At 59.4% G+C, this 24926-nt stretch carries 19 protein-coding genes; 9 read left to right on the forward strand and 10 right to left on the reverse strand.

The features are described from left to right. Positions 1 to 21: 21 nt before the first annotated feature. Genes eutC through eat form a run of 3 tightly spaced genes read right to left on the reverse strand, consistent with a single transcriptional unit; the run spans position 22 to position 3581 of the window. Entirely contained in the window at positions 22 to 807 is a 786-nt protein-coding gene (gene eutC / locus AFK62_RS04700; protein ID WP_053531738.1) for an ethanolamine ammonia-lyase subunit EutC, read from the reverse strand. Beyond that, positions 804 to 2192, reverse strand: a complete 1389-nt coding sequence (locus tag AFK62_RS04705) for an ethanolamine ammonia-lyase subunit EutB (RefSeq protein ID WP_007680077.1) — start codon at positions 2190 to 2192, stop codon at positions 804 to 806. The genes eutC and AFK62_RS04705 overlap by 4 nt, the downstream gene beginning before the upstream one ends. 9 nt (positions 2193 to 2201) lie before the next feature. Continuing rightward, positions 2202 to 3581, reverse strand: coding sequence for an ethanolamine permease (gene eat / locus AFK62_RS04710; protein ID WP_007680074.1), 1380 nt, complete (start codon positions 3579 to 3581; stop codon positions 2202 to 2204). 205 nt (positions 3582 to 3786) lie between these two features. Here eat and zapE point away from each other — a divergent pair, with 205 nt between their 5' ends. Then, positions 3787 to 4815, forward strand: a complete 1029-nt coding sequence (zapE, locus tag AFK62_RS04715; protein WP_053531739.1) for a cell division protein ZapE — start codon at positions 3787 to 3789, stop codon at positions 4813 to 4815. A gap of 493 nt (positions 4816 to 5308) precedes the next feature. Here zapE and AFK62_RS04720 read toward each other — a convergent pair whose 3' ends face one another. Genes AFK62_RS04720 through fdhF form a run of 4 tightly spaced genes read right to left on the reverse strand, consistent with a single transcriptional unit; the run spans position 5309 to position 11187 of the window. Continuing rightward, positions 5309 to 6316: a cytochrome d ubiquinol oxidase subunit II gene (locus AFK62_RS04720; protein WP_007680062.1), complete on the reverse strand. Its 1008-nt coding sequence runs from the start codon at positions 6314 to 6316 to the stop codon at positions 5309 to 5311. Beyond that, positions 6309 to 7724: a cytochrome ubiquinol oxidase subunit I gene (locus tag AFK62_RS04725; RefSeq protein ID WP_007680061.1), complete on the reverse strand. Its 1416-nt coding sequence runs from the start codon at positions 7722 to 7724 to the stop codon at positions 6309 to 6311. Before AFK62_RS04725 ends, AFK62_RS04720 begins: the two co-directional genes overlap by 8 nt. A 2-nt stretch (positions 7725 to 7726) precedes the next feature. After that, positions 7727 to 8215 carry a DUF1641 domain-containing protein gene (locus AFK62_RS04730; protein WP_007680058.1) on the reverse strand — a complete coding sequence of 163 codons (489 nt, stop codon included), beginning with the start codon at positions 8213 to 8215 and terminating at the stop codon, positions 7727 to 7729. After that, on the reverse strand, positions 8215 to 11187 hold the full coding sequence (gene fdhF, locus AFK62_RS04735) for a formate dehydrogenase subunit alpha (RefSeq protein WP_007680055.1): 2973 nt from the start codon (positions 11185 to 11187) through the stop codon (positions 8215 to 8217). The genes AFK62_RS04730 and fdhF overlap by 1 nt, the downstream gene beginning before the upstream one ends. A gap of 292 nt (positions 11188 to 11479) precedes the next feature. Between fdhF and mmuP the strand changes: the two genes are divergently transcribed. From mmuP to asr, 7 genes are all read left to right on the forward strand, one after another. Further along, entirely contained in the window at positions 11480 to 12880 is a 1401-nt protein-coding gene (gene mmuP / locus AFK62_RS04740) for an S-methylmethionine permease (protein ID WP_053531740.1), read from the forward strand. Further along, positions 12867 to 13799 carry a homocysteine S-methyltransferase gene (gene mmuM, locus AFK62_RS04745; RefSeq protein ID WP_007680050.1) on the forward strand — a complete coding sequence of 311 codons (933 nt, stop codon included), beginning with the start codon at positions 12867 to 12869 and terminating at the stop codon, positions 13797 to 13799. The genes mmuP and mmuM overlap by 14 nt, the downstream gene beginning before the upstream one ends. A 242-nt stretch (positions 13800 to 14041) precedes the next feature. Then, the gene (gene tauA / locus AFK62_RS04750; RefSeq protein WP_007680040.1) at positions 14042 to 15019 is read left to right on the forward strand and encodes a taurine ABC transporter substrate-binding protein; all 978 of its coding nucleotides are present in this window, start codon (positions 14042 to 14044) and stop codon (positions 15017 to 15019) included. A gap of 9 nt (positions 15020 to 15028) precedes the next feature. Then, positions 15029 to 15808 carry a taurine ABC transporter ATP-binding subunit gene (gene tauB, locus AFK62_RS04755; protein WP_007680038.1) on the forward strand — a complete coding sequence of 260 codons (780 nt, stop codon included), beginning with the start codon at positions 15029 to 15031 and terminating at the stop codon, positions 15806 to 15808. Continuing rightward, complete coding sequence (gene tauC / locus AFK62_RS04760; protein WP_007680035.1) at positions 15792 to 16619, forward strand: taurine ABC transporter permease TauC; 828 nt, start codon at positions 15792 to 15794, stop codon at positions 16617 to 16619. The genes tauB and tauC overlap by 17 nt, the downstream gene beginning before the upstream one ends. Then, positions 16616 to 17467, forward strand: coding sequence for a taurine dioxygenase (gene tauD, locus AFK62_RS04765; protein ID WP_007680033.1), 852 nt, complete (start codon positions 16616 to 16618; stop codon positions 17465 to 17467). Before tauC ends, tauD begins: the two co-directional genes overlap by 4 nt. A gap of 155 nt (positions 17468 to 17622) precedes the next feature. Beyond that, a complete protein-coding gene (asr, locus tag AFK62_RS04770) occupies positions 17623 to 18003 on the forward strand; it encodes an acid resistance repetitive basic protein Asr (RefSeq protein ID WP_007680030.1) in 381 nt (126 codons plus the stop codon). 249 nt (positions 18004 to 18252) lie between these two features. On the opposite strand, the gene AFK62_RS04775 is transcribed toward asr, so the two are convergent. The 3 genes from AFK62_RS04775 to AFK62_RS04785 all read right to left on the reverse strand — a co-directional run bounded on the left by AFK62_RS04775 (position 18253) and on the right by AFK62_RS04785 (position 21739). Next, entirely contained in the window at positions 18253 to 19983 is a 1731-nt protein-coding gene (locus AFK62_RS04775; protein WP_053531741.1) for a lysophospholipid acyltransferase family protein, read from the reverse strand. Positions 19984 to 20115: 132 nt separating this feature from the next. Further along, entirely contained in the window at positions 20116 to 21093 is a 978-nt protein-coding gene (gene hemB / locus AFK62_RS04780) for a porphobilinogen synthase (protein ID WP_007680026.1), read from the reverse strand. Positions 21094 to 21244: 151 nt separating this feature from the next. Then, positions 21245 to 21739 carry a CinA family protein gene (locus tag AFK62_RS04785; protein WP_007680025.1) on the reverse strand — a complete coding sequence of 165 codons (495 nt, stop codon included), beginning with the start codon at positions 21737 to 21739 and terminating at the stop codon, positions 21245 to 21247. A gap of 403 nt (positions 21740 to 22142) precedes the next feature. Between AFK62_RS04785 and AFK62_RS04790 the strand changes: the two genes are divergently transcribed. After that, positions 22143 to 24920 carry an autotransporter outer membrane beta-barrel domain-containing protein gene (locus AFK62_RS04790; RefSeq protein WP_053531742.1) on the forward strand — a complete coding sequence of 926 codons (2778 nt, stop codon included), beginning with the start codon at positions 22143 to 22145 and terminating at the stop codon, positions 24918 to 24920. The last annotated feature ends 6 nt before the right edge of the window (positions 24921 to 24926 follow it).

Here is a 24926-nt window from a genome sequence, read left to right on the forward strand (position 1 = left end):
GCTATGACTAAAACGCCCCGCTCAGTGCGGGGCTTTTTTTGGGTTGATTTTGGGTTTGACCACGCCATGCAGCGCCGGATTATCGCTCTCATCTTTAAGCTTCACGCCGGTAAGCCTGCGTAAAAACGCCTGTTCCAGAAGCCAGGCAAGTTTAAACGCCGCCGCGTCCCACGGCAGACCTTCCGGGCGAATATTCGAAATACAGTTGCGCTCCGATTCAATCCGCGAGCGAAGCGGGTACCAGGTGAGATAAACCCCGAGGCTGTCTGGTGAAGAAAGCCCAGGGCGCTCACCAATCAGAATAGCCACCGCCCGTACACCCAGCGCCTCGCCAATATCATCGCCCAGCGCCACCCGCGACTGGTGCGCAAGGACTACCGGCGCAAGCGACAGCCCGAGCGTGTCCAGATACGGCAACAGCGCGGTAATCAGGCCGACCGACTGGCGGTGTACCGCGTGTGAGGACAGCCCGTCGCCAATCACCAGCAGCAGGTCGGCGTCGCTTTTGCGGCGCGTCAGCATCGCGCGGCTCTCGTCATCCAGGCGGCGGCCCAGATCCGGGCGGTGCAGGTAGGTGGCGCGGTCTGGCGCGGCGCTATGGACGGTTAGCGTTTCAAGGCCGAGCGCCTCAAGCGCGGGGCGCAACGCGTCGCTGTCAAACGGCTGGTGAATGGCGTCGCGCGCCTGCGCATGCGCCAGCCCGAACTTCAGCACTTCGCCGGTGGGCAGACTTGCCCCGCTGCGCCCGAGCGCGATGCGGGCATCGGTAAACTGGCGCAGCAGCGCCCAGCTGTCGTGAATGCTCATACTTTTTCTCCCGACGGTAGGGCCGTCAGCAACGGATGGTTCGCGCCGGTCAGACGCAGGTCGCCGTGGGCATTAATGATCTGCATTTTCTCAAGCCAGGCGGCGAACTCCGGGGCGTGCTTAAGCCCCAGCAGGCGGCGAATATAGAGCGCGTCATGAAACGAGGTGCTCTGGTAGTTCAGCATGATGTCATCTGCGCCCGGCACGCCAATCAGAAAGGTCAAGCCAGCGGTGCCGAGCAGCGTCAGCAGCGTGTCCATATCGTCCTGGTCCGCTTCGGCGTGATTGGTGTAGCAGACATCGCAGCCGAGCGGCAGCCCCATCAGCTTGCCGCAGAAGTGATCTTCAAGCCCCGCGCGGATTATCTGTTTGCCGTCATAAAGATATTCCGGGCCGATAAACCCGACCACCGTGTTAACCAGCAACGGCTTAAAGTGGCGCGCCACGGCATACGCCCGGGCCTCACAGGTTTGCTGATCCACCCCGTGATGGGCGTTGGCGGAGAGGCAACTCCCCTGGCCGGTTTCGAAATACATCACGTTGTCGCCAAGCGTACCGCGCCCGAGACTCAGCGCCGCCTCGCGGGCTTCCTCAAGCAGCGATAAATGAATGCCAAAGCCGCTGTTGGCCGCCTCGGTGCCCGCGACCGACTGAAACACCAAATCCACCGGCGCGCCGCGCTCAATGAGTTGCAGCGTATTGGTGACATGCGTCAGCACGCACGATTGCGTGGGAATTTCAAAGCGGCTGATAACCTCGTCAAGCATATGGTTGAGCCGCTCCAGCACCGGCAGGCTGTCACTTGCCGGATTAATGCCGACGACCGCATCGCCGCTGCCGTAAAACAACCCGTCGAGCATACTGGCCGCGATACCGCGCAGATCGTCTGTCGGATGGTTTGGCTGCAAGCGCACGCTGAGATGGCCTGGCAGGCCGATGGTATTGCGAAAACGCGTCACCACACGGCATTTGCTGGCCGCCAGGATTAAATCCTGATTGCGCATCAGTTTGCTCACCGCCGCCGCCATTTCGGGCGTGATGCCCGGCGCCACGCATGATAGCGTCTCGCTGGTGGTGGACTCATCAAGCAGCCAGTCACGAAAATCGCCGACCGTCAGGTGACTGATCGGCGCGAACGCGTCGCGGTCATGGGTGTCGATAATCAGCCGCGTCACCTCGTCGTCTTCATAGGGGATGACGGGACTCGCGAGAATATCGCGCAGCGGCACGTCGGCGAGCGCCATTTTGGCCGCCATGCGTTCGGCGGCGCTTTCTGCCGCCACGCCCGCCAGCACATCCCCGGAGCGTGCCGGGGTGGCTTTGGCCAGCAGCGTTTTCAGGCTGTCGAAACAGTATGTCGAATGCGTAAGCGTGGTGCGATACACAAGCGCTCCTTATGAGGCGACGCGAAGCTGCGCGTCCACGGCGGCCGCGGCCCGCGCGCCAGCGGTGAGCCGGAACCACAGGTAGCCTGCCAGCATCATCACGGCGAACATCGCCGCCAGTGCCAGGTTAAACCAGACCATCGCCACGAGGCAGAGCATGGCCATTGCCAGCGCGAAAGCGGGGGCCAGCGGCCAGAGCGGGGCGCGGAAGGGGCGCGCCAGATGTGGCTCGCTGCGTCGCAGCGTAAACAGCGCGGCCATCGAGACGATATACATAACAATAGCCCCAAACACCGACATGGTGACGATGCTCGCCGTGAGCGACGTCCCGTTTATGGTCACCAGAGAATCTGAAAAAATCGCGGCGATGCCGACCACGCCGCCTGCCAGAATAGCCCGGTGCGGCGTACGGGTGCGCGGGTGAATTTTCGCAAGCTTCGCGGGCAAATAACCGGCGCGCGCGAGCGAAAAGATCTGGCGGGAATAGCCCATAATAATGCCGTGAAACGACGCCACCAGACCAAACAACCCAAGCCACACCAGCATATGCAGCCAGCCGCTGTCGCTGCCGACAATCATTTTCATCGCCTGAGGGAGCGGATCGTTAATATTCGCGAGCGTGCGCCAGTCGCCGACGCCGCCTGCGAAAACCATCACGCCAACCGCGAGCAGCGTCAGGGTGATAATGCCGCCGCCGAGCGCGCGTGGAATGGTGCGCTCGGGATCTTTGGCCTCCTCGGCAGCCATGGACGCGCCTTCAATGGCCAGAAAAAACCAGATGGCAAAGGGTATGGCGGCGAACATGCCTGGCAGCGCGAGGCTGCTGAAGCTCTCTGCGCCCGCCCAGCCGTGGGCGGTAAAATGCTGCCACGAGAAGCCCGGCGCGACGACGCCCATAAAGACCAGCAGTTCAAAAATCGCGAGCAAAGTAACGATAAGCTCAAACGTGGCGGCGATGCCGACGCCAAGGATGTTCAGCGTCATAAAGATGACGTACGCACCGCAGGCCACCCATTTCGGTTCGAGCGACGGGAACTGCACGTTGAGATATGCGCCGATGGCCATCGCGATGGCGGGCGGGGCGAAGACAAATTCAATGAGCGTGGCGAAACCTGCGATAAAGCCGCCCGTCGGGCCGAAAGCCCGACAGGCGTAGGCGAACGGCCCGCCCGCGTGCGGAATGGCGGTAGTCAGTTCCGTAAAACTAAAAATGAAAGCGCAATACATGGCGGCGATAGCGAGTGCGACGACCAGAAACCCCATCGTACCTGCCTGAGACCAGCCATAGCTCCAGCCGAAATATTCGCCGGAAATCACAAGCCCAACGGCGATGCCCCACAACCGGAAACTGCCCAGTGTGCGTTTTAACCCTGACTGCTGTTCGCTCATACCTCACCTCGTAAGATACCGGATAGACGAGTGAGAATTGCAAAGGGCGTACCAGCTACGCAGGCCCGCCTGGTAAGCGACCCGGCGTGAGGCTGCGCCAGCATGGTGCTTTTTGTGCGCTGCTTTGGTGAATCGTGCGACCGGTTTTGAAAAAACGCGCAGGGTGTGGGTTAATAACATTTTGTTTACATGTGGAGCTGCCTTCATGGCCGGGAATGCCGCACCGTTTTCATTTTGCGAGGTTATGCAGACGCGCGCGCAGGAAAACGCGCTGCTGCTGGATGGCGATCAGCGACAGCTGATCGCGGCGCTGGATACGCGTGCCGCGTCGCTGCTCACAACGCCCGCGCGTTTTGCCGGGCTTTACGTCTGGGGACGGCCGGGGCGCGGTAAAAGTTTTATCGTGGATAATTTCTACGCCTCATTGCCGGTCGCTTCGAAAAAGCGCGCCCACTTTCACGATTTTTTCCGCGAGCTGCACCAGCGCATGATGCACCAGCCGCTGGAGGCCGCGCTGCGCGCACAAATTGGCGACGCGCGGCTGCTCTGCTTTGATGAATTCCACCTGCACGATCCGGGCGATGCGATGCTCGCGAAAAAGCTCTTAGAGGTGGCGCTCGCCATGCATATCACGCTGATCCTCACCTCTAACTACTCGCCGCGCGAGCTATTATCGCATCCGCTTTATCATGAGCTGTTTGTGCCATCGATTGCGCTTATCGAACGTGAAATGACAATTTTCGCGCTAAACGGCGAGCGGGATTATCGCCTCACGGCTGGCAGCGACGCGGGGCTGTTCAGCCAGGGCGCATGGCTGCGTCCCGGGACGGCGACCCAGCGCGAGGCATATCACCTCCCGACGGCACGGGGGGAATTTCCGGTTACGGCGGGTTATCACACTTTTTATGCCGCCTCGCCGCCGGATACCATGCTGCACTTTCGTTTTTCAGCATTATGCGAAGCGCCGACGGCGGTCATGGATTATTTAACGCTTTGCGAATCGTATTCATGCTGGTTTATTGATGCAGTGCCATTACTGGCGCGTGTTAATCCGGCCGCCCAGCAGCGGTTTATTAATCTTATTGATGTACTTTATGATAAACAGTGTCAGGTGTTTATTACGAGCGCGTATTCTGTTGCCGATATTATTGATGGAGTGGCGCGGGACGATATTGGGCGTACTGCCAGTCGGCTTGGGCAATTACCGTTAATTGATGAACATGTTACGGATTGAAAGAATAAGAAGGCGCTTAACATAAAATAATCATCGGGTACCTGAGAGGCATAAACCGGCCAGCTAAATCGCGGGGGGTGCTCCCCGCGCAGACGCTTACTCGCTGGATTGATAAGCCAGTGAAGCGACAACCTTTATACCCGCACCCTGCAAGCGCAACGCGCAACGCGTTTCCCGTGAAAGGCGGGTTAACATGAATGCCGGCAGGCAGACAATAATAACGCTCCCGATAAAAGCATTGCCCTTCATAGCCATTCTCTTGGCCGTGAGGCGAGTAAGAGGCTAAATATGAACTGGGCGGGTTCATGTGTCGGCCTCGGGTTAAAATAATTAACCCGAGGCCTTCCTTTTTGGGCGCCTGAAACCAGAAAGTCTCAGACGCCCGCCGCGAATAGTATGCTTCTTTTCTCGCTGTAAAAGCCTTGCTTTTCTGTTTTTATTTAAATGCGTTAAACGGTCCTTGTTATTCCTGTTCTTATTTTTACGTTTATCGTCAGGGACGATCGTCCTCCCGCGCGGCGTGGATCTTGCCGCGAAAGATCCAAAAGCCCCAGCTGTTGTAGATAAGCGTGATCGGCACAAAGATGCCGAAGGCGGCAAGCATTAATTTTTGCGTGGCGGGCGGCGCGGCGGCCTGTGTAAGCAACAGGTTCGGCGGCAGAATAAACGGAAACACAGCGAGCAGCATGGCCCCGAACGCGGCGATGAACAGCAGCAGCGTCATGGCGATCGGCAGAAAATCGCGGCGTTTACGTAGCGCAAACCCAAGCCCTGCGAAGGCCAGCAGCCCCATCGCCACAAGCGGCCCGCTCCATGCCCAGAGTTGCAGATGCAGCCGGTAGCTTTCATTTAGCTGCACCGTCCAGACCAGCAACCCTGCCAGCAGCGCGGCGGTGAAAGGCGCAAGCCACATCGCCTGACGCCGCGCCCAGGCGCTGAGTTCGCCCTCACAACGCCAGATAAGCCAGCCGGCGCCGAGCAGTGCATAACCGGCGCTGAGCGCTATCGCGCAGTAAACCGAAAAGGGCGAGAGCCAGTCCATTGGGCCGCCGGTAAACTGTGTGCCGTCATGTCGTATTCCTTCGATCCATGCGCCCATGGTTGCCCCCTGCGTTAACGCGGCAAGCCAGGAGCCGCCAATAAAGAGCGCGTCGAACAGCGCCGGGCGCAGATGGCGGTATTCAATCGCCATCCCGCGCACGATGAGTGCCAGCAGCATCAGCCAGACGGGCAGATAAAGCGCGCTATAGAGGATGCTGAACGCCACGGGGAACATCGCCAGTAGCGCGCCGGCGGTAAGCACAAGCCAGGTCTCGTTGCCGTCCCAGACCGGCAGCAGGGAAATATTCATCTGCTGACGTGCCTGCGGCGACTGAAACGGCGCAAGCAGCCCCACGCCCAGATCTGCCCCGTCGAGCAACACGTAAACCAGCACGCCCAGCGCCAGCGCGGCGGCGCAAAGCAATGTGAATAAGGGCAGCGACAGGATAACGTCAATCATCATCGGCACTCCTGCGAAGGCTTTGCGGGGTGACGCCGCGGCCCGTCTGTGCCGCCACGGCCGGATTGGCGTCAGGCTCATCATCGCCAGGCGCTCTTGCCAGCAGACGCAGCATAAACCCGATACCGAGGCCGAAAACCAGCAAATAGACGACGATAACCGCGACAAACGAGCCGAGCACCAGTGAGGGCGCGATGGGGGAGGCGCTCTCGCGGGTCAGCAGTTGCCCGTAGATGGTCCACGGCTGGCGGCCTGTTTCTGTCACCACCCAGCCTGCGAGCATAGCGATAACCCCCGCAGGCGCCATCGCCACCATGCTGCGTTGCAGCCAGCGCGCCTGCCATAACCGGCCGCGCAGGCGCACCACCAGCCCCGCAACCCCGAAGAAAATCATTAAAAAGCCAAGCCCTACCATGGTGCGGAACGCGAAAAACACGCCCGGCACCCACGGCAGTTCATCGTGTGGATACTGATTCAGGCTATGGATGACGCCGGTGAGGTTGTGGCGCAGATAGAGCGAGCCGACATTCGGAATCGCGATTTCAAAATGGTTGCGCCGCGCGTCCATATCCGGGATCGCAAAGAGCCGCAGCGGCTCGCCTTCGCCCGGCGGCGGCGGGTTCCAGCTGCCCTCCATCGCCGCGAGTTTCACTGGCTGGTGATCGCGCGTGTTTTCGCCATGCAGATCGCCCACGACCGCCTGCACCGGCGCGAGCACCAGCAGTAGCCACAATCCCCAGGAGAACATGCGTCGCGCGGCAGGTTGATCCGGGCGCTTTAGCAAATGCCAGGCACCGACCGCGGCGACCAGACACGCGGTGGCGAGCAGCGCGGCGACAGACATATGAATAAGCCGGTAGGGAAAGGACGGGTTAAAAATGACCGCCCACCAGTCGACAGGCTGAAAGCGTCCATCGTTGCCGACGATAAACCCGGCGGGCGTTTGCATCCATGAGTTCGCCGAGAGGATCCAGAAGGCGCTGAACATGGAGCCTGCGGCCACCACGCAGGTGGCAAGAAAATGCACCCACGGACGCACTTTCCCCATACCGAACAGCACCACGCCCATAAAGCCCGCTTCAAGGAAAAACGCCACCAGCACTTCCATGTACATCAGCGGCCCCATTACCGCCCCGGCACGGCTGGAAAGCCCGCCCCAGTTGGCCCCGAACTGAAACTCCATCACAACGCCTGTGACCACGCCGACCGCGACATTCAGCGCGAATACCTTGCTCCAGTACTTATAGAGGTTCAGATAAAGAGGCCGCCTGCGCCACAGCCACAAGCCTTCCAGCAGCACCAGCCACTGCGCGAGGCCAATCGTCAGCGCCGCCAGCACAATGTGAAAGCCGATGGTAAAAGCGAACTGGCTGCGCGCCAGCAGCAGCGCGGTTTCCGGGCTAATCATCCTCAGGCATCGCTCGGTTTGCCGGTAAAGGACGAAATCGGTTTGTCCACTTCCTCCTCCATCCGGCGGGAGAAGGCTTTCAGGCCGTTTAGCAAGGGCGTCAGCGAGCGCCACAGCTCATCGTCATGCAGCATTTTCCATGCGCCGCGCGCGCCCGGCGCGTCGGTCTGTTCCTGCTCGGGGCGTTCTTCTTCGCGGCTGAGTTCGGCGGCAAAATCGCGCACGCCAAACGCGAGCTTATACATCCGCTCTGGCGGAATGGTGGAGAGCGCCATCAGCAATACGGAAATATTCTGGATAACGTTCAGCGATCCCTGGCGGCTCAGGCCGTCGATAATGACTTTGATCCAGTCGTTATTGGATGCCACCAGATCGTTAGTCAGGCGCAGGACGCCATGTTCGTGCAGGGTTTGCAGCAGGCGCTGCAATTCCTCATTCGCGGTCGGGCCGATCTGCGGCGGCTCGGGCTGATAGTCAATCGCGTTGGCCATTAAAATTTCTCCGGATGGGGTTCTTGTTCGGGCGGAAGGCGGTAATCGTCGCGCTGCCATTTTGCTTCGACCGGCACATGCGGAATTGGCGTGCGCGCGCCGTAGCGGAAGTTGTGTCGGGGCAGTGGCGAGGGGTGCGGCGCACGGGTGAGTTTCTCAAGCTTCACCGCCAGTTCTTTATACGCGGGCGTGTTAACGTCCGGGTCATGATGTTCGCCTGTCAGTGCGTTGATGCCCGGTTTGCCCTGATGGATGGAGATAAACAGCGTGCTGCCCGCCACGCGGTCGGTGACGGCGACCGGCACCTCCAGTTCGCCACGCCGGGAGGTGAGTTTTACCCAGTCGCCTTCTGCAAGCTGGCGTTCGGCGGCAAGCTGCGGGCTGATTTCGACAAACCAGTCTGGTGAGAGAGACAGTGTTCGCCCGCCGCGCCCGCTCTGATTGGTGGACTGGAAATGCTCCAGCATTCGGCCGTTGTTGAGCGCCAGATCGTATTCGTCGTCTGGCGCTTCGGCGGGCGGCTGCCAGACGAGCGGATAAAGCACCGCGCGCCCGTCCGGGAAGTTAAACCCGTCGGTGTAGAGCAGCGGCGTGCTTTCGCCATCGGGCTTCACCGGCCAGAGCTGGGAGTTCCAGCCCTCAAGTCGTTCATAGCTGACGCCCGCAAAGAGCGTGGCGATGCCAGCCGCCTCCGCCATGATTTGCGACGGGTGGGTGTAGCCCCAGTCATGGCCCATGCGGGCGGCGAGCTCGGTGAGAATGCGCCAGTCCGGTCGGCTGTCGCCAAGTGGCGGCATCGCCTCGTAAAAGCGCTGAATGCGCCGCTCGGTATTCACAAAGGTGCCGTCTTTTTCGATACTCGGGCAGGCGGGCAGCACCACATCGGCGAACTGCGCGGTGCGGCTAAAAAAGAGATCCTGCACCACAAGGAAATCCAGGTCAGTAAAGCTTTCATGCACGCTGGCGCTGTCGGCGTCAGAAAACGCGGTCTCCTCGCCAATCACGTACATGGCGCGTACCTGCTTCGTCCGGGCGTGCTCCACCATTTCAAAGTTGTCAGAGCCCGGCTCCAGCGACAGCGCCTCGGGCGCGACGCCCCAGGCCTTCGCCCATTTGGCGCGCACCTTTTCATCACTGACCGATTCATAACCGGGGTAGTAGTTTTTCTGGCAGCCGAAATCGCTCGCGCCCTGCACGTTATTGTGTCCGCGCATCGGGTAGCCGCCGGTGCCGGGGCGGCCATAGTTTCCGGTCACCAACAGAAGGTTAGAGAGCGCGGTGCTGGTATCCGCGCCGTGGCTGTGCTGCGTGACGCCCATCGCCCAGACGATACAGACCGAGGGGGCTTTGCCGATAAGCTCGGCGGCGGCGGTCAGTTCTTCGACCGTAAGCCCGGTGATGTCGGCAGCGTATTCCAGCGTGAACGGCGCGAGCGACTGGCGATACTCATCCACCTGGTTAACGCGGCTTGCGAGAAACGCCTCGTCGGCGTAGCCGTTATCAAACATATAGCGCGCCATCGCCGATGCCCAGACCATGTCGGTGCCGGGGCGGATGCGCAGGTAGCGGTCGGCGCGCTCGGCCATTTCGTGACGGCGCGGATCGACCACCAGCAACTGTTGCCCGTGATGTTTTTTGGCTGATTTCATCCGCGCTGCGATCACCGGGTGGTTTTCAGCCGTGTTGCTGCCGACGATCACAATCAGCGACGCCTGGTGCAGATCCTCAATGGTGCCCGCGTCGCCGCCGTAGCCGACGGTGCGAAACAGCCCTTTGGTGGCCGGGTTCTGACAGTAGCGCGAGGAGTTGTCGACGCTGTTGGTGCCAAGGATCAGCCGCGCAATTTTCTGTGTCAGGTACGCCTCTTCGTTGCTCGCCTTGCTGGAGCCAATAAAACCAATACCTTGCGGGCCGTGTTCGTCACGGATGCTGAGCAGGCGGCGCGCCACCACATCCAGCGCCTCATCCCAGGTGGCGGTGCGAAAGCGGCCATTTTCACGGATAAGCGGGGTAGTCAGACGCGCCTTATCGTTAAGGAAATCCCAGGCGAATTTGCCTTTTATGCAGGTGGAAATGCTGTTGGCAGGCGCGTCGGCGACGGGTTGTACCTTCAGCACATGGCGGTCGCGCGTCCAGATCTCAAAACTACAGCCCACGCCGCAGTATGTGCAGACGGTTTTGGTGCGTTTGATTTCCGGCTGTCGCCAGTGCATGTCCATTACGGAAATGCCGGTGATTATCTCCGCCCCCGTCGTGTTTTCGATGGCCTTGACCAGATCTATCATCGGGCGCTTAAGCGTAGGCTTCATGCGGGTAAACGGCCCGGCGTCTGGCTGCATGGTCTTCTCCAGCAGCGCATTGCAGGGACAGACGGTGACGCAGTGGCCGCAACTGACGCAGCTCGAACCCGCGATGGTGTCGCCGCCATCCCACAGCACGCGCGGATGCGCCATGGTGTAATCAATGCTGAGCGTTTCGTTGACTTCAACGTTCTGACACGCCTCGACGCAGCGCCCGCAGAGGATGCACTGGTCCGGGTCATAAGTATAAAACGGGTTGGAGTGGTCTTTTACGTAGGGTTTGCGCTGGTATTCGTAGCGCTGAATCGGAATGTGCATATCCGCGACGGCGTTATGCAGCGTACAGTCGCCGGTGTTGTGTTCGCAGACGGTACAGTAAAGTTCGTGTTTAGCGAGCAGCCTGTCCATCCCTTCGTGCTGCGCCGCCTCGGCCTCGGGCGTGCGGCTCGCGATTTCCATGCCTTGCGCGCTTTTTAGCGTGCAACCCCGCACCAGCTCGCCCTGATATTCCACCCAGCAGACATCGCAGGTTTGCATCGGTTCAAGGGCCGGGTGGTAACAGACGTGCGGTAGTTTCACCTCGCAGGCCGTCAGAAAATCGATAAGCGGGATGTTCGCCGGGCCAGTCAGCGGTCTCCCGTCGTAAAACAGGGTACAGAGTGACTCTTGCATAATGCTTCCTCAAACGTGCCTTGCCAGTGCCACGAACCTGCGCCGCAGCGAATAAGAGCGGCTTCTCCGTGAGGGAGGCGCTCTTGTTATAGTGACTTAAAGGTAGTAATGCCCCTCCGGCTGCGCCAGGCGAGGGTGTTGCGAAGTATGTATGCGATGAATGGGTGAGAGCGGGCAGGTGGCCTCATCGCCGCTAACGTGCTGACAACGTAACGACTTTTGCAATTTACGCGGCTTCCCGGTATAACGTTCACTTATGGATGTTTAGACGTCTGAACGTATAGAAGGGTTTATGCAGGAATCGCAGCAGTTACAACGCACCATGAAAGCCCGTCATCTGGTTATGCTCTCGCTCGGGGGCGTTATCGGGACTGGGCTGTTTTTTAATACCGGCTATATCATTTCCACCACCGGGGCTGCGGGCACGCTGCTCGCGTACCTTATCGGCGCGCTGGTGGTATGGCTGGTAATGCAGTGTCTGGGTGAACTCGCCGTCGCTATGCCGGAAACGGGCGCGTTTCATGTCTATGCGGCGCGCTATTTAGGCCCGGCGACCGGCCATACCGTCGCCTGGCTCTACTGGCTGACCTGGACGGTGGCGCTCGGCTCAAGCTTTACCGCGGCCGGTTTCTGTATGCAGTACTGGTTTCCGCAGGTGCCGGTGTGGGTCTGGTGTCTGGTGTTCTGCGTGGTGATTTTCGGGCTTAACGTTTTTTCCACGCGGCTTTTCGCCGAGGGCGAATTCTGGTTTTCGCTCATTAAAGTGGTGACGATTGTCGCGTTTATCGTATTAGGCGGGGCGGCGATGTTCGGGATACTGCCCATGAAGGACGGCTCGCCCGCGCCGCTGTTTGCGAATCTGACCGCCGCAGGCTGGTTCCCTGCCGGCACGCTGCCGATTCTGATGACAATGGTGGCGGTAAACTTCGCGTTTTCCGGTACTGAGCTTATCGGTATCGCGGCGGGGGAGACGGAAAACCCGCAACAGGCGGTGCCGGTTGCTATCCGTACCACCATTGTGCGGCTGGTCATTTTCTTCCTCGGCACCGTGCTGGTGCTGGCGGCGCTGATCCCGATGGATCAGGCGGGCGTGGTAAAAAGCCCGTTCGTACTGGTGTTTGAGAAAATCGGTATTCCGTACGCGGCCGATATTATTAACTTTGTGATCCTGACGGCTATTTTGTCTGCCGCGAACTCGGGTCTGTATGCCTCCGGGCGGATGCTCTGGTCGCTTGCCAACGAGCGTACGCTGCCGCGCGGGTTCGCTCGCCTGACGCGCCGCGGCGTGCCGCTGACGGCGCTGTCGGTCAGTATGCTTGGCGGCGTGCTGGCGCTTTTCTCAAGTGTTATCGCGCCCGATACCGTCTTTGTGGCGCTGTCAGCGATTTCCGGTTTTGCGGTCGTGGCGGTGTGGCTGAGTATCTGCGCTGCGCATTTTATGTTCCGCCGCCGCCACCTGAGCGAAGGCCGCGCACTGAGTGAGCTGCACTATCGCGCGCCGTGGTATCCGCTGACGCCGGTTCTGGGGTTCGTGCTGTGTCTTGTCGCCTGTGTGGGACTGGCCTTTGATCCGAGCCAGCGCATTGCGCTCTGGTGCGGCCTGCCGTTTGTGGCGTTCTGTTACGGCGCCTATTATCTGACTCTCTTTTTCCGCACGCGCCGCCAGGAGGAGCCTTGCCATGTCGCTGAATAATCCGTTAACCCCTCTCTTAAGCGAGCAGCCGTTTGTGGTGCTGGACGGCGCGCTCGCGACCGAGCTTGAAGCGCGCGGCTGTAACCTCGCTGACAGTTTATGGTCGGCGAAAGTGCTGATGGAGCAGCCGGAGCTGATTCACGCGGTGCATCTGGATTATTTCCACGCCGGGGCGCAGTGCGCGATCACCGCGAGCTATCAGGCGACGCCGGCTGGTTTCGCCGCGCGTGGTCTTGATGAGGCGCAGTCGCGCGCGCTGATTGCGCGAAGCGTTGCGCTGGCGCGTCAGGCCCGGGAGGATTTCCTCGCAACGCAGCCGGATGCCGGCCCGCTGCTGGTGGCAGGCTCCGTCGGACCTTATGGCGCGTATCTGGCGGATGGCTCGGAATATCGCGGCGATTACCAGCGCACGCAGGCGGAGTTCGCCGATTTCCACCGCCCGCGCATGGAGGCGCTGCTTGAGGCGGGGGCCGATGTGCTGGCCTGTGAAACGCTGCCGTCGCTCGCTGAAGCCCGGGCGCTCGTCGCGCTGCTGGCGGAGTACCCGCAGGCGCGCGCCTGGTTTTCCTTTACGCTTCGCGACAGCGAGCACATCAGCGATGGTTCGCCGCTCGCGGACGTGGTGGCGGCCCTTGCGTCATCCACGCAGATTGTGGCGCTCGGCATCAACTGCGTGGCGCTTGAGAACACGACCGCCGCGCTGTCGCACCTTCATGCCTTAACGCCGCTGCCGCTGGTGGTTTATCCCAATTCCGGCGAGCAGTATGACGCGGTGAGCAAAACCTGGCGCCACGACGGGCACGCGTGCCATACGCTGGCGCATTATCTGGACGACTGGCGTGCGGCGGGTGCGGCGCTCATCGGCGGATGTTGTCGCACGACGCCTGCGGATATCGCAGCCCTTAAGGCGAAGCGTTGAGTTCACGCCGGGTGGCGCTTCGCTTACCCGGCTTACATGAAAAGGGCTTCCATCAGCGATAGCAGGCCGCGTCAGCTTGCGATTTCAGCCACCTGACGCGCCGCTATCACTGCATAAAATTCGCAAACCTTTGCCGTTTTTTTTCTAAAAACGATTTGGCATTAACGATGCCTTTTAATTCCTTTATCAAATACCGCCTGCCGGAAATACTGCCCCCATAACGAGACAGGGGAGCAGACATTATGGGTATTTCATCGCGATTCATACTTCCTGGCGCGCTCGCGCTGTGGGCTTTTCAGGCGCAGGCGGTTGACGTTACCGTTGCATATCAAACGTCCGCTGAGCCTGCCAAAGTCGCGCAGGCGGATAATACTTTTGCCAAAGAAAGTGGCGCAAACGTGGACTGGCGAAAATTCGACAGTGGCGCAAGCGTGGTGCGGGCGCTCGCCTCCGGCGATGTCCAGATAGGCAATATCGGCTCCAGCCCGCTCGCTGTCGCCGCAAGCCAGAATCTTCCCATCGAGGTGTTTTTACTCGCCTCGCAGCTCGGTAATTTCGAGGCGCTGGTAGTGAAAAAGTCGATTCGCACGCCACAGGATCTCATCGGCAAACGTATCGCGGTGCCATTTATCTCAACGACCCATTACAGCCTGCTTGCGGCCCTCAAACACTGGGGCATCAAACCCGACCAGCTCCAGATTGTGAACCTCCAGCCGCCCGCGATTATCGCGGCCTGGCAGCGGGGTGATATCGACGGCGCTTATGTCTGGGCGCCTGCCGTCAACGCGCTGGAAAAAGAGGGCACCGTCCTGACCCACTCCGCTGAAGTTGGAAAATGGGGCTCGCCGACGCTTGATGTCTGGGTGGTGCGCAAGGATTTCGCCGAGAAACACCCGGACGTGGTAACCGCCTTTGCCCGCAGCGCGCTCGCGGCCCAGCGCGGTTACATTGACGCGCCGCAGGAGTGGCTGAAGCAGCCCGCGCATCTGGAAAAACTGGCGCGCTTAAGCGGCGTGCCGCAGGCAGAAGTACCTGGCCTTGTCGAAGGCAACACCTATCTCACGGCGCAGCAACAGGTGGAGCAACTGAACGGGCCGGTGAATCAGGCCATTGTCGATACCGCCGCGTTTCTCAAAGCACAGGGCAAAGTGGCGCAGGCGGGGCAGGATTATCGCGCGTTCGTGACAGACCGCTTTGTGAAGCCGCTGGCTCAGCCGTAAGGGGGCGCGATGTTACGGGTTTCTCATCTCCATGCCAGTTTCGACGGCAAGCCCGCGCTTGCCGATATCAACCTCACGCTGGATGACGGCGAGCTGCTGGTAGTGCTCGGCCCGTCGGGCTGCGGAAAAACCACGCTGCTGAATCTCATTGCCGGTTTTATACCGCTGACGGCAGGTAACATCACGCTGGATGGCAACCCGGTGACAGGCCCTGGCGCCGATCGCGGCGTGGTGTTTCAGCATGAAGGATTACTGCCGTGGCGCAGCGTACTGGATAACGTCGCATTCGGGTTGCAGCTTCAGGGCATCGGGCGCGAGGAGCGGCGCATTCGTGCCCGTCACATGCTTGCGAAAGTCGGGCTTGACGGCGCGGCGAGCCGGTTCATCTGGCAGCTTTCAGGAGGTCAGCGTCAGCGCGTCGGTATCGCCCGTGCGCTGGCGGCGGACCCGCAACTGCTGCTGCTCGATGAGCCGTTCGGCGCGCTCGACGCGTTTACCCGCGAACAGATGCAGACGCTGCTGCTGCGCCTGTGGGCCGGGAGTGGCAAAAAAGTGCTGCTAATCACCCACGATATTGAAGAGGCCGTCTTTATGGCGAGCGATTTAGTGCTGCTTTCGCCAGGGCCGGGCCAGATACAAGAACGGTTGCGGCTTGATTTCGCCCGCCGCTTTGTCGCAGGCGAGCCGGCGCGGCAGATCAAATCCGATCCGGCGTTTATCGCCCGCCGCGAATATGTGCTGAGCCGTGTTTTTGAACTCCGGGAGAAGGCCAATGAGCGTACTGATTAACGATAACGCGACGCGCAGTCCTGCGCGCCGTCGCCGCGCGGCGTCCCGCCCGCTGACGATAAGCGTTGCCACCCTTGGCACATTGCTGGCGCTCTGGTGGGCGGCAACGGCGTTGCAGCTCGTCAGCCCGCTGTTTCTGCCTGCCCCACAGCAGGTATTACGCCAGTTGATTACCATCGCCGGGCCGCAGGGTTTTATGGATGCTACGCTCTGGGCGCACCTCGGGGCAAGCCTTGCGAGGATGCTCACCGCGCTTGTGGCGGCGGCGCTTATCGGCATCCCGGTCGGCATCGCGATGGGGTTGAACCCGACGCTACGCGCCATTCTCGACCCGCTTATTGAGCTGTACCGGCCCATTCCGCCGCTCGCTTATCTGCCGCTGATGGTGATTTGGTTTGGCATCGGCGAAACCGCCAAAGTGTTGCTGATCTACCTGGCAATTTTCGCGCCCGTGGCGATGTCGGCGCTGGCAGGCGTGAAAAGCGCACAACAGGTGCGGATCCGTGCGGCACAGTCGCTGGGGGCAAACCGCTGGCAGCTGCTCTGGTATGTCATTTTGCCCGGGGCGCTACCGGAAATTTTAACGGGTCTGCGCATCGGCCTTGGCGTGGGGTGGTCGACGCTGGTCGCCGCTGAGCTTATCGCCGCGACGCGCGGGCTCGGCTTTATGGTGCAGTCCGCCGGGGAATTTCTGGCAACAGATGTGGTCCTGGCGGGGATCGCGGTCATCGCCCTGGTGGCATTTATTTTAGAACTGGGGTTGCGTGAGTTAACACGGCGTATGACGCCCTGGCATGGAGAAACACAATGAGCGAACGTATCACCCTTACCCCGCTGGGGCCGTTTATTGGCGCACGGGTGACCGATATTAATCTGACAAGGCCGCTGAGCGACAGCCAGTTTGAGCAGCTTTACCATGCGCTGATCCGCCATCAGGTGCTGTTTGTGCGCGATCAGCCGCTGACGCCCCAGCAACAGCGGGCGCTGGCGATGCGCTTTGGCGATCTGCATATTCATCCGGTGTATCCGCACGCCGAAGGCGTGGAGGAGATTATCGTGCTGGATACGCATAACGATAACCCGCCCGATAACGACACCTGGCACACTGACGTCACCTTTATCGACACGCCGCCCGCAGGCGCTATCCTTACGGCGAAGCACTTGCCCGCCACTGGCGGCGATACGCTCTGGACGAGCGGCATCGCGGCCTTCGAGGCGCTCTCCGCGCCGCTTCAGCACTTATTAAGCGGGCTGCATGCCGAGCACGATTTCCGTAAATCGTTCCCGGCGTGGAAACACACCAGAACCGCCGAAGAGCATCAGCGCTGGCGCACGGCTGCCGAGAAAAATCCGCCGCGGTTACACCCGGTGGTGCGCACGCATCCGGTGAGCGGCAAACAGGCGTTGTTTGTGAATGAAGGATTTACCACGCGCATTGTGGATATCCCGGCCAAGGAGAGCGAGGCGCTGCTGGGCTTTTTATTCGCGCATATTACGAAACCGGAATTTCAGGTGCGCTGGCGCTGGCGGGAAAACGACGTGGCACTGTGGGATAACCGGGTGACGCAGCATTATGCCAATGCAGACTATCTCCCCGAGCGGCGCGTCATGCACCGCGCAACGATCCTCGGCGATAAGCCCTTTTTCCGGGCCGGTTAACCAGAGGCGCTGCGGCGCCTTTTCTTTTTTCCCTCGTTTGTACATTCGGTTACACGCCGATACCAATCACTCACTGAAGGGGCGGGGCGGCTTCTCTATAGTGATTTCCAGAGCCCCGACGCGGGGTAACTGAAAGCCAATTCGAGGGTATAGAGATGAAAAAAGTATTAGCGCTGGTTGTTGCCGCCACTATGGGTCTGTCTGCTGCAGCGTTCGCTGCGGATAACGCTGCTGCGCCGGCTCCGGCTGCTGCTGCGACCACCACCACCACTACTGCTGCGCCGGCAAAAGCGCCTGCGGCAAAAACTCACCATAAAAAAGCACATAAAAAAGCGGTAGAGCAGAAAGCTCAGGCTGCGAAAAAACACCACAAAAAAGCCGCTGAGCAGAAACCGGCTGCTGAGCAGAAAGCTCAGGCTGCGAAAAAGCATCACAAAAAAGCCGCTGTAGAGCAGAAAGCTCAGGCTGCAAAAAAACACCACAAAAAAGCCGTTAAACACGACGCGGCGAAACCGGCTGCCCAGCCTGCTGCATAAGTCATACGATTCCCCCAGTAACTAAAACACCCGGCTTGCCGGGTGTTTTTTTATTGGAAGGAGAGCCGGGTAAGGGAAGGGAGACCGGGGCGGCGAAGAGGTTCTGATCGTCAAAATATCGCCTTCCTATGGGCGTTATTTTTATGCGCACATACAAAGGGCGCTCGCCGTCGCCCCCTTTGTAGTCCAGGCTCCCGGCAGGAAACCGGCCATGATGGGACGTTTTTTTAGCCGGAGTAAAACCATCGCTTAACCTTTCTTATCGCCAGTGGCGGGCCGGGGCGATATCGCGCCGATATACCGCTCGCGGCGAGACGTTTTAAGGCGCGTTAAATCCACCAGCACCAGGCCGTCGACACAATCACTGAACGCCGGATCGCTGCCGAAATCGATAAACTGTACGCCGCCAGGCTCACAAAGCTCCGAATACTGCTTATAGAGCGGCGGGATACCGCAGCCGAGATTGCCGAGCAGGGATTTAAGGCGTGTTAAATCCTCCTGATAATTCTCGCCGCCAAACTGCGCCAGCGCCTCCGGCAATGACACCGGGTATGGACGACGCGAGGCGGCAAGCGGATGCTGCGCCGGGAACCAGAGCCGGTAAAACGCGACCAGCAGATCGCGCGCGGCAGGCGGCAGACCGCCGGAAATAGACACTGGGCCGAACAGATAACGGTATTGCGGGTAGCGCGCCAGATACGCGCCGATGCCCGACCAGAGATAATCCAGCCCGCGTCGCCCCCAGTACTGCGGCTGGATAAAGCTGCGGCCAAGCTCAATGCCCTGGCTTAACACCTCGTCCATGCGTTCGTCGTAATGAAACAGGCTGTTGCTGTAGAGGCCTGCCAGCCCGCGCTGTGTCACCTGCTGCGCGGTCGGGATAAAACGGTACGCGCCGACAATCTCCAGCGCCGCGTCATCCCATAACACCAGATGCCAGTAATCATCGTCATAGGTGTCGGTGTCGCGGCGCTTGCCGCTGCCTTCGCCCACGGCGCGAAAGGCGATTTCACGCAGGCGGCCCAGCTCGCGCAGTACCGGCGCTTCTTCCATGCCGTTGCGCCGCCACAGATAGATGGTTTTGCCATCCGGCGTCTCGCCGAGAGTTTCCGCCTGGGCCAGCGCCCGGCGCAGCGCGGCTCTGTCTTCCGGGCGTGCGATGGCGCATTCGGTTTTAAAGCAGCCCTTTTGCCCTTTACCAAGGCGCGTGACATGTTGGCGAAAGCGCGCCGCCTTGTCGCGCGGGTGCGTATTCGCGTCGTGCCAGGCGCTCCACGGGATGCGCTCGCCGATATTGACGGGCAGCGTCGTTCCGCGCTTGCGAAACATTTCGCGGATGAGCATCAGCATCGCAAGCGGTGGGGCGACCAGGGCAGCGCTGTAGAACGCAACGCTGTTTCGCCCGGCGATGTGCACCGGCAGTACTGGCGCGCGGTAACGGCTTGCGAGTTTCACAAAACCGGCGTTCCAGACGCCGTCCTGTATGCCGTGTCTGCCAGGGCGCGATACCTCGCCCGCCGGGAAGAAAATCAGCGCGCCACCGCGCTCAAGATGCGCTTCCATCTCTTTGATGGCGGTTTTGCGGGTGCGGTTGCCGATATTATCGACAGCGATAAAAAGCGATGAGAGCGGCTCCAGATGGCTCAGCATGCGGTTCGCCACCACGCGCACGTCGCGGCGTACGCGCGAAATGGCGTATAGCAGCGCCAGGCCGTCCACGGTGCCGGTTGGGTGGTTGGCGACGATAACCAACGGGCCGTGGTCGGGGATCTGCTCCAGCGCGCGCGCCGGAAGATCGCAGCGAATATCTAAATGTTCCAGCACCTGCTCGACCATATCCAGTCCTTTCAGATGGCGATGACCGGCAGCGAAGTCCTGAAACTCTTGTTCGTAAAGCAGGCGTTTGAGCGTTTTTTTAAGCCAGGGGGCGGGGGTTTTCTGCGGGTAAAGATCGTCCAGAACGTTGTCGATGCTAAACACGGTTGTGTCTCCTCGGGAACCGTCTGCGAACAGTGATAGTCCCGGAAGATGACGCCAGCATGTCAGGGGCGTGAAGGAAAGGTCACAGCAAGGGAAAAGAAAACGCGGCGGACAGCGGCCCGCCGCGGCAGATCAGAGAATATTTTTCTCTGCCAGATCGAGGGCGAAGTAGCTGAAGATAAGATCCGCGCCCGCGCGCTTGATGGCGCCGAGGCTTTCCAGGATCACTTTCTCTTCGTCAATCGCGCCCGCCTGGGCGGCGAATTTAATCATCGCGTATTCCCCGCTCACCTGATACGCGCCGAGCGGCAGGCTGGTGCGCTCACGCACATCGCGCAGGATATCGAGATACGCGCCCGCCGGTTTCACCATCAGCGCGTCTGCGCCTTCGGCTTCGTCCAGCAGCGATTCACGGATCGCTTCGCGACGGTTCATCGGGCTCATCTGATAGGTTTTACGGTCGCCTTTCAGCGCGGTTCCTGCGGCTTCGCGGAACGGGCCGTAGAACGACGACGCGAATTTCGTGGAGTAGGAGAAAATCGCGGTGTCTGTGAAGCCCGCCGCGTCCAGCGCCTGGCGAATGGCTTTCACCTGACCATCCATTGCCGCCGACGGCGCGATGAAGTCGGCGCCTGCCGCAGCCGCGACCACGGCCTGACGGCCCAGGTTGACCAGCGTCGTGTCGTTATCAACGCCATGCTCGCACAACACGCCGCAGTGGCCGTGGGTGGTGTATTCACAAAAGCAGGTATCTGACATGACGACCATCTCTGGCACCGCGTCTTTGGCGATACGCGACATACGGGCCACCAGGCCGTTTTCATTCCAGGTATCGCTGCCGCACTCGTCGGTGTGGTGCGAGATGCCGAAGGTCATGATGGAGCGAATGCCTGCCTTCGCAATACGTTCGACCTCACGGGCAAAGTATTTTTCCGGGATGCGCATAACGCCCGGCATCGCGGCGATGGGTTTGTAATCGTCCAGCTCTTCCTCAACGAAAATCGGCAGCACCAGATCGTTGCGGCTTAACGAGGTTTCTTCGAACATGGCGCGCAGCGAGGCGTTCTGGCGCAGGCGGCGCGGGCGGGAACTCAATGAAAAATCGGCCATAATTGCTTCTTATCAGAGAAATGAGACAGGCTTTATTTTAACCCGAAACGGGTGCGGATGTTTGACGATTGTGGGCGCTAAAACGCACAAAGCCACAGAATACAAGGCCTGCCGGGGCGAAACGGCGCAGGCAGACCTTTAGGCGCGGGCCTTATTCTCGCGCTTTTAACAACTCGACCAGGCGCTCCAGCGCGAAAATGGCGGCCTGCTCAACCACGGTTTTCGGATCGCCGTTGAAGTGGTGTTTTTCCGCGACGGTTTCATCACCCGGCATGCCCCAGCCAAACCACACGGTGCCCGGTGGCGTACCGTCTTCACCGCCATCCGGCCCGGCGTAACCGCTTACCGACAGGCTGACATCTTCGCCTGAACGCTCGCGGGCGCCTGCCGCCATTTCATGTACCGTTTGCTCGCTTACGGCGGTGTAGAGGCGCAGCGTCTCGGCGCTCACACCCAGCATGCGCTGCTTGGCTTCATTGGTGTAAGTGATAAAACCGCTCGAATAAAAGGCGGTAGTATCTTCGGTGGCGCACAGCATATAGGTGATAAGCCCACCGGTGCAGGATTCTGCGGTCGCCAGGCGAAGCCCGCGCCGGCTCAGATAAATACCGGCTTGTTTTGCGGCGTGCTGAAGTTTTTCGTTCATTCGATTCACTTTCTCCATGCCATTAAGATATTCACATTATAGATGAGTATCCGCAGAGACGGCGAAAAGTGCGCGAGCGCAGCGAGGCACCATTTTATAAATGATACCAATGTTATTATTTTCCCCAATGCACCACCGCACGAGTATATAAATGAGGAATTGTTTAGCGCGCGTGGCGAGAAGCTATTTTATTATCCGACGAGACAGACTGGGGGTGTTGCGCAAATAATATGCAAACACCTGGTTATTGCGCGAGTTTGAATTCGTACAATCCGTAAAGAAGAATTGAACCTTTAAATTCCCGACGTGCATAATTTTACTGTTAATACATCACGCTTGTATTACGGCAAACCATTTGATGGACCAACTTTGTCTTTGTGACGTCCCTGAGGAGGGATGATAAATGCACTCCTGGAAAAAGAAACTTGTAGTCTCACAATTAGCCGTGGCCTGCACAATGGCTATCGCTTCTCAGGCCTCTGCTGCCACGGATATTTCAGGCAAAAGCTACGACACGTTTTATTATGATGGCGGCATTATGTATCAGGGCTATGTCGGTTATGACTATGGCTCAGACTATTATAATGGGAATATTTATCCGCAAATTTCCGGCGCGAAAGTCGACGGCGTTATTTCCACCTGGTATCTTGATAATGGCGCCAGCAATAATAACAACCGAAACGCGTTAACGATTAAAGACAGTACCATTCACGGCATGATAACGTCGCAGTGCATGACGGATAATTGCGATAACCGCACCGGGGATTATCGCTATAACCGCCTCGCGTTAACGGTGGATAACTCCACTATTGACGACGACTTCGAACACTACACTTATTATAATGCTGACGATAAAACGACAGCGGCAAAAGATATTTATAATCTCGGGACTGCGATTACGCTTGATCAGGAAACCGATCTGGTTATCCAGAATAATTCCCACGTGGCGGGAATGACGCTGACGCAGGGATATGAGTGGGAAGATAATCAGGACGTCACCTCACCGACGGGCGCAAACAGCAGCGAGATTTTTAATAATAGCGTGGTGGTGAAAGACTCCGTGCTGAGTTCCGGCTCATGGAGCGATGAAGGCTCGAACGGTTTTTATGGCCACACCGGCAAGGCCAGCGATTATGACAACGCCATTACCGCCGACGATATCGCGCTGGCCGTCGTGGCGAACCCCACGGCAGATAACGCCATGCAGACGACGGCCACTTTTGATCGCTCAACCATTAATGGCGATATCTATTTCGAAAGTACTTTCGATGAGAATTTCGGCGGCTATGATCGTACGACGCTCGATGACAACGGCAATCCGGTAACGACCCATATCAATGCCTATGACGTGAACGGCGACGGCACGCTGGATTCCAACGGCTGGGATGACACCGACCGGCTGGACGTCACGCTGAATAATGGCAGCAAATGGGTGGGCGCGGCTATTTCCCGTGTTGAGGCGACCTCCGAGCTGTATGACGTGCAGCCGAACAGCCTGTGGCCAGGTTCCACCTTTGGCATCGAAAATGACGATACCGCGTTTAACGAAGCAGGCCACGTGGCGGGCAACCAGGTTTACCAGAGCGGGATTTTCAACGTGACGCTGAAAAACGGCTCCGAGTGGGATACCCGTAAAGCATCAAACATTGACGTACTCACCGTGGATAACCAGTCGCAGGTCAATGTGGAAAGCTCATCGCTGCTGGCGGACGCTATCACGCTTACCCATAACGCGACGCTTAACATCGGCGATGGCGGCGCGGTCGCGACCAATGCACTGACGCTTGATAGCGGCAGTCAAGCGACGCTCACGGAAGAGACCGCGGCGCTGTACGCCAACACGCTGACCATCGATAACGGGGCGCAACTGAATCTCGGCACCGGCCAGGTGGATGCTGACAGCGTGGTGCTGACCGATGGCGGTGTGCTGAACGTCGGCAGTCGGGATTATGTGCTGGATGCCTCGCTCAATAACGCGCGCGATATCACCAACGATCCGCATCAGAAGGAGTACGACCACGGCGTGATTGCGCTAAATGCAGACGGCCATCTGGCGGTCAACGGTGACGTGGCGGGCAACTATCGGGTGCGCATCGATAACGCGACTGGCGCAGGCGCAGTGGCCGATTACAAAGGCAGCGAAGTGCTGCGCGTTTACGATGACAACGACGCAACCTCCGCACGCTTTACCGCGGCCAATAAAGCCGATCTCGGCGCCTATACCTACGAGGCGCACCAGCAGGGCGATACCGTGGTGCTGAAACAGCGCGCACTAACGGACTACGCGAATATGGCGCTGAGCATTCCGTCTGCGAATACCAACATCTGGAACCAGGAGCAGGACGTGCTGAGCACGCGTCTTGCGCAGGGCCGTCACAGCCCGTCGGATACCGGCGGCGCGTGGGTGACCTATTTCGGCGGTAACTTCAACGGCGATACCGGCGAGCTGAGCTATGACCAGGATGTGAGTGGCCTGATGGTCGGGCTTGATAAGCTGGTGGAAGGCGATAGCGCGAAATGGACCCTTGGCGTTGCGGCGGGCTTTGCGAAAGGCGATATGGACGATCGCACTGGCAGCGTCGATCAGGATAGCCAGTCGGCGCGTCTGTACGCCTCGGCGCGCTTTGCCAACGATGTGTTCCTGGATTCCAGCCTGAGCTACAGCCATTACAGTAACGATCTGAGCGCGGTGATGAGCGATGGCCAGTCGGTCTCCGGCGATATCTCCTCCGATGCATGGGGTTTCGGGCTAAAACTGGGTTACGACTGGCAGTTTAACCCGCAGGGCTACCTGACGCCGTATGCCAGCGTCTCCGGGCTGTTCCAGGATGGCGACGGTTATCAGTTAAGTAACGATATGCGCGTCAACAGCCAGTCTTATGACAGCCTGCGCTATGAACTGGGGGCCGATCTCGGTTACACGTTCAACTACGGCAATGACCAGGCGTTCACCCCGTATGCGAAACTCGCTTACGTCTATGATGACGCCAACGATAACGACGCCGACGTCAACGGCGACAGCATCGATAACGGCGTGGAAGGCTCCGCCGTGCGCGCGGGCCTCGGCGGGCGGTTCAGCTTCACCAAAAACTTCAGCGCCTATGCCGACGCCAACTATCTGGGCGGCGGCGATGTGGACCAGGACTGGGCCGCTAATGTGGGCGTGAAATACACCTGGTGACATTGT

Origin of the sequence: Cronobacter condimenti 1330, assembly GCF_001277255.1 — a bacterium.
GTDB classification, from domain to species: domain Bacteria; phylum Pseudomonadota; class Gammaproteobacteria; order Enterobacterales; family Enterobacteriaceae; genus Cronobacter; species Cronobacter condimenti.